Genomic DNA, 4,210 nt, shown 5'->3' with positions numbered 1-4,210 from the left:
GTGTGCGCGGAGGTCAACGGGACGGTTGAGAGGGATGTCTAGAAGCGCATGGCCGCCTTGTCTCTTCGCGGTGGTGTTCTCGCATGGGGTCCGCATCCTGCGGACGGACGAGCTGAGTGTAGCATGCGCGTGCGCGGCCGTGCAACGTGGGGCGGCTCGGGTGCTCGTCGATGGCTGTTCCGAAAAAGGCCGACCCCTGGTGGAGCCGGCCTTCGCGTGTGCGGGGCTGTGGCGGTCGGTGCATCAGGGTCCGTTGAGGTCCCAGAAATCTACCGCGGCCATCCACGGGTCTTTTGCGCCGTAGTATTCGAAGTAATCCGCCGCGTTGTCGGCGTAGTCTTCGGCGTTATCGAAGTCTTCGGGATCAACGAGTTGGGGTGGGAGCCGACTATCGATCTGGGTGCCCGTTCCGTCGAGATTGGGTTTGTCGAGATCAGATCCATCTGCAGCTTTCCAATAGTCCGTTCCGACATAGAACTTTGCTACCTTGATAACCTTCCCGTCGCGAATGTAGGCGGCGAAGATTTGGGTGCCGTCGTGGGCGACCCAGTGGTACGGGGTCGCTCCCTCCATCATCCCGGACTCAACGGGCTCGCTCTCAGAGGAATGCGGTCCGAGCCAGGTGCTGTCGACAAGGTCTGCAGGCAAGCCGATGTAGGGTAGGCGGTCGCTGAGCTCTTCCGGCGTCGGGATGTTGTTCTCGAGCTCGGCCGTGGGCTGGGGCTCCCGCTCGTAGACCACGGCCCCCGTTCCATCGAGATTCGGCTTGTCGAGGCCGGCCCTGGTGACGGGATCAACCCAATAGTCGGTGTCCCACTGCTCCTTGTACGTCTCTTCGACCTTCTCATTGCACGCGAATACGAGGAATATATCCGCTCCCGTATGAGCCTTCCAGGTATACCACGTGCCGCCTCTTTTGTAGATGGTCACGTCAAGCACATTGATTTCATCGGGCCGCCCCAGTAGCGTGTAGTCTATGTAGGCTTCGGGCATGCCCTCGTAGGGCAGGCATTCGGCAAGTGGCTTGCCGTCGGGGTCTTTCAGGTTTGCGGGATCGAAGGCCGCTTCGCTGGAGGCGGCCTTCTCGTGCGGCCAGAGCCAGGGGTTTTCCGCGTAGACCACCGCGCCGAAAAAGGCGCAGATGGCAAGCGTGCAGATCAGTCCGCTGTGTTTGTGCAGGAGGCGTTTGCAGCGGCTCGCCTTGCCCTCTTCGGGCGAAGGCGGCGCGGCTTCGCGGTCGTCGCGGTGCTTTTCTTCATCGAGGTCCATGGCCGTCGTCCTTTCGCGTAGCCATACATACCTCATGATACCCGCTATGATTCGAGGGTGATGCGATCGAGCGTCGACGTGCTGCGAGCATGTGCGCCGCATGCTCCACGGCTGCCGTCGGGCGGCGGCGTGTAAAACTCGGATAAAGGGGAGGACGATATGGCGTTCAACGATGAATGCGCGTGGTCGCGCGAGGTGTGCCTGGCATGGGAGGGCGTGGATCCCGGGCTTCTGCTCGAGCGCCTGATGGCTGATGAGCGGTGCGTCGCCTTCGGTCCCGTCCATCATTTCCTGGTCGGTGCGGCGCTTCTTACCTGCTCGTGGCCGCGATTCCGTGCCCGTTCGACTTACGGTGACCTCGCGTCCGCCCTGGACGAGCTCGGCGCTCGCGCCCGTTGCGTACCGGGGGCGTCCTGCGCGAAGTGGGGCGTATGCGGCGCGGCGACGTCATGCGGCATGGCGTTCGCGGTGCTTGCGGGCAATGCGCCCCTGCGTGCGGAGGGTTGGAGCGAGGGCCAGGCCATGGTTGCCGACGTCCTGGGCCGCATCGCCGCTGGTGGCTCTCCTCGATGCTGCAAGCGCGATGCGCGTATCGCGGTCCAGGCTGCGGTGCCGTGGTTCAACGAGCATCTCGATGCCGGCCTCGTGCTGGATGGCTCGCCTGTCGCGTGCGCCGTGGCGGGCGCCAATTCCGCCTGTCTGGGGGATGGCTGCCCGTATCATCCGTAGGACCTCCGTGCCGCGGGTCCGTCCGTCAGCCCGCCTTAGCTGAGAGCTAATGAAATCATCCGCTCGCTTTCCAATAATGACAGCAGGGAGCCGGCGAAAAGCTGGCTGCGTCGATAACGAAAGGAGCTATTCATGGCTAAGGATGGAAAGACGCCGATTTGGAAGATCGTCTTGGTGGTATTCGCTGTCCTGTTGGTGCTGGGCGCAATCGGGTCGATGGGCGGCAACCAACCTGCGACTTCGGAGCCTGCGGATTCGACCACACAGCCCGCACCCGTCGAGCCCGAGCCCGAACCGGAGCCTGATGTACCCACCGAGTATAAGTCTGCCCTCAGGAAAGCGGAGTCGTATTCCGAGATGATGCATATGTCTAAGCAGGGCATTTATGACCAGTTGACGTCTGAGTACGGTGAAAAGTTTTCGCCGGAGGCGGCTCAGTATGCCATCGATAATCTTCAGGCGGATTACAACGCAAACGCTTTGGCAAAGGCGCAATCGTACCAGGATGACATGAACATGTCGCCTGAGGCCATTCGAGACCAGCTCACTTCCGAGTATGGCGAGAAGTTTACGCAAGAAGAAGCGGACTACGCAGTTGCGAATCTGGGCTAGCAGCTTGTTAACGAATGAGCTTTAGCTAAAGAGCGGGGCGCGTCGAAGGACGTGCCCCGCTTCAAGGTTGTCCTAAAATGATTGCAGAGCCATGCTGGTGAAAGGAGAGGGTATGACCGAGAGGTTGACGGAAGAGGTGCTTCACGAGCTCGTGGAGGCGCCAACCCTTGATGACTTTGTACACGAGCATGAGTTCCCCGCCCCGACGCTGTCCGAGTACCTGTGCCATCTACTGGAGCGAAAGCATCTGGAACGCGCTCGCGTGGTGCGCATGGCCGATTTGAACGAAACGTTCGGCTACCAGATCTTTACCGGCCAGCGCCATCCATCGCGCAACAAGGTGCTGCAGATAGCCCTCGCCATGGCGTTGACGCTGCGTGAGACGAATCGCGCACTGCGGGCGGCGGATGTGGCCGCGCTCAACCCCAAGTGTCGACGCGATGCGATTATTATCTACTGCATCGATCATGGGTGCTCGCTCCAAAAGACCAACGAGGAGCTTTACCGCCTTGGGGAGGAAACGGTCAACTAGGCCGCCGCCATCGGCGACGAGTCGTTTTGCGACGCCCCATGCACTTTGCGCGTTCGACGCGCGTCCGCTGATGGAGCGCATGCCGCTCGCTTCCGCGATGGCGGGCTATTCTCCTGTGCGGCGCGTGTCTCCGCCGGCTGGTATGATGGGCCGTATGGAGACACTGCATGACGACATAGCACGGGGCGCGCATGGGCAGCGGATGGGCGAAGACGCCTTCCAGATGGGTCTTGACGAGCATCTGGAGGCGACGGCGCGCGCCCAGAGTTGGCGCGTTCGGAAGGTTTTGAAGGAGACGCCCTTCGAGACGACCGAGCTCGTTATGTTTGCGGGAGCGTCGGGCGGGGAGCTCGGCCCCTTCGTCCGCAAGATCATCGATTGTGCGGCGGGCGTTGGGTCGGCGTACGAGCGCCTCATGGCGTTTCAGCGTTCGGGTGGATGTTCGCGGTATCTGCCGCGCCTGGTGGAGTGCGTGCGAACGGGCGATACGCTGAGCGTTGTGATGGAATGGGTGGAGGGCGAGCGGCTCGACGCGTACCTCCTGCGGCATGGCGCTGGCCCCGAGCTGGCGATTCAGGTGGTTTCCCAGCTGTGCGACGCTGTGAGCGTCTTGCATGAGGATTTCGATCCGCCGTTGATTCATCGTGACCTGAAGCCGTCCAACATCATCATACGCGGAGGTGTTCCCGTGCTCATCGATTTCGGTATCGCTCGAAGTTGGGAGGAGGGGGCTCAAGCCGATACCGCACATTTCGGGACTCGTTGTTACGCGCCGCCAGAGCAGTTCGGGTTTGGCCAGACGGACGCCCGCAGCGATGTGTACGCGTTGGGCTGCGTGCTGCATGAGTGCGTGACGGGGACGCCTCCGACCATGGCGGCGGATGCTGATCGGGTGATCGATGCCCGCGGCCGCGCCGTGCTCGCCGTTGCAGCCAAGGCGCGCTCTTTCGACCCTGCTGCGCGCTATCCTCGGGCGGAGGATATGCGGCGGGCGCTCTGCGCCGTGGGAGATTCCGAATCGGGGCATTTCTCGGATGCGGGGCACGCAGCGAGCTCCGGGGTGTCGAT

The 4,210-nt window shown here is 62.1% G+C and carries 5 protein-coding genes; 4 read left to right on the top strand and 1 reads right to left on the bottom strand.

Annotation, left to right across the window (positions count from 1 at the left end):
• Positions 1-243: 243 nt before the first annotated feature.
• Complete coding sequence (locus I2E26_RS06305) at positions 244-1,269, bottom strand: hypothetical protein (RefSeq protein ID WP_195420051.1); 1,026 nt, start codon at positions 1,267-1,269, stop codon at positions 244-246.
• 159 nt (positions 1,270-1,428) lie between these two features.
• Between I2E26_RS06305 and I2E26_RS06300 the strand changes: the two genes are divergently transcribed.
• The 4 genes from I2E26_RS06300 to I2E26_RS06285 all read left to right on the top strand — a co-directional run.
• On the top strand, positions 1,429-1,998 hold the full coding sequence (locus I2E26_RS06300) for a DUF5714 domain-containing protein (RefSeq protein WP_195420050.1): 570 nt from the start codon (positions 1,429-1,431) through the stop codon (positions 1,996-1,998).
• A gap of 132 nt (positions 1,999-2,130) precedes the next feature.
• On the top strand, positions 2,131-2,610 hold the full coding sequence (locus I2E26_RS06295; protein ID WP_195420049.1) for an Ltp family lipoprotein: 480 nt from the start codon (positions 2,131-2,133) through the stop codon (positions 2,608-2,610).
• 112 nt (positions 2,611-2,722) lie between these two features.
• The gene (locus tag I2E26_RS06290; protein WP_195420048.1) at positions 2,723-3,142 is read left to right on the top strand and encodes an XRE family transcriptional regulator; all 420 of its coding nucleotides are present in this window, start codon (positions 2,723-2,725) and stop codon (positions 3,140-3,142) included.
• A 154-nt stretch (positions 3,143-3,296) separates the two neighbouring features.
• The coding region (locus I2E26_RS06285; protein WP_195420047.1) for a serine/threonine-protein kinase at positions 3,297-4,210 on the top strand (914 nt) is incomplete at its 3' end.

Source organism: Collinsella sp. D33t1_170424_A12, from assembly GCF_015554865.1.
Lineage (GTDB): Bacteria > Actinomycetota > Coriobacteriia > Coriobacteriales > Coriobacteriaceae > Collinsella.
The sequence above is the reverse complement of the archived record's forward strand: the minus strand, read 5'-3'. Positions and strand labels throughout refer to the sequence as shown.

Excerpts from the sequence above, each read along its gene's own strand:
- I2E26_RS06305 (WP_195420051.1), bottom strand. The coding sequence starts at position 1,269 with ATGGACCTCGATGAAGAAAAGCACCGCGACGACCGCGAAGCCGCGCCG.
- I2E26_RS06300 (WP_195420050.1), top strand. The coding sequence starts at position 1,429 with ATGGCGTTCAACGATGAATGCGCGTGGTCGCGCGAGGTGTGCCTGGCA.
- I2E26_RS06295 (WP_195420049.1), top strand. The coding sequence starts at position 2,131 with ATGGCTAAGGATGGAAAGACGCCGATTTGGAAGATCGTCTTGGTGGTA.
- I2E26_RS06290 (WP_195420048.1), top strand. The coding sequence starts at position 2,723 with ATGACCGAGAGGTTGACGGAAGAGGTGCTTCACGAGCTCGTGGAGGCG.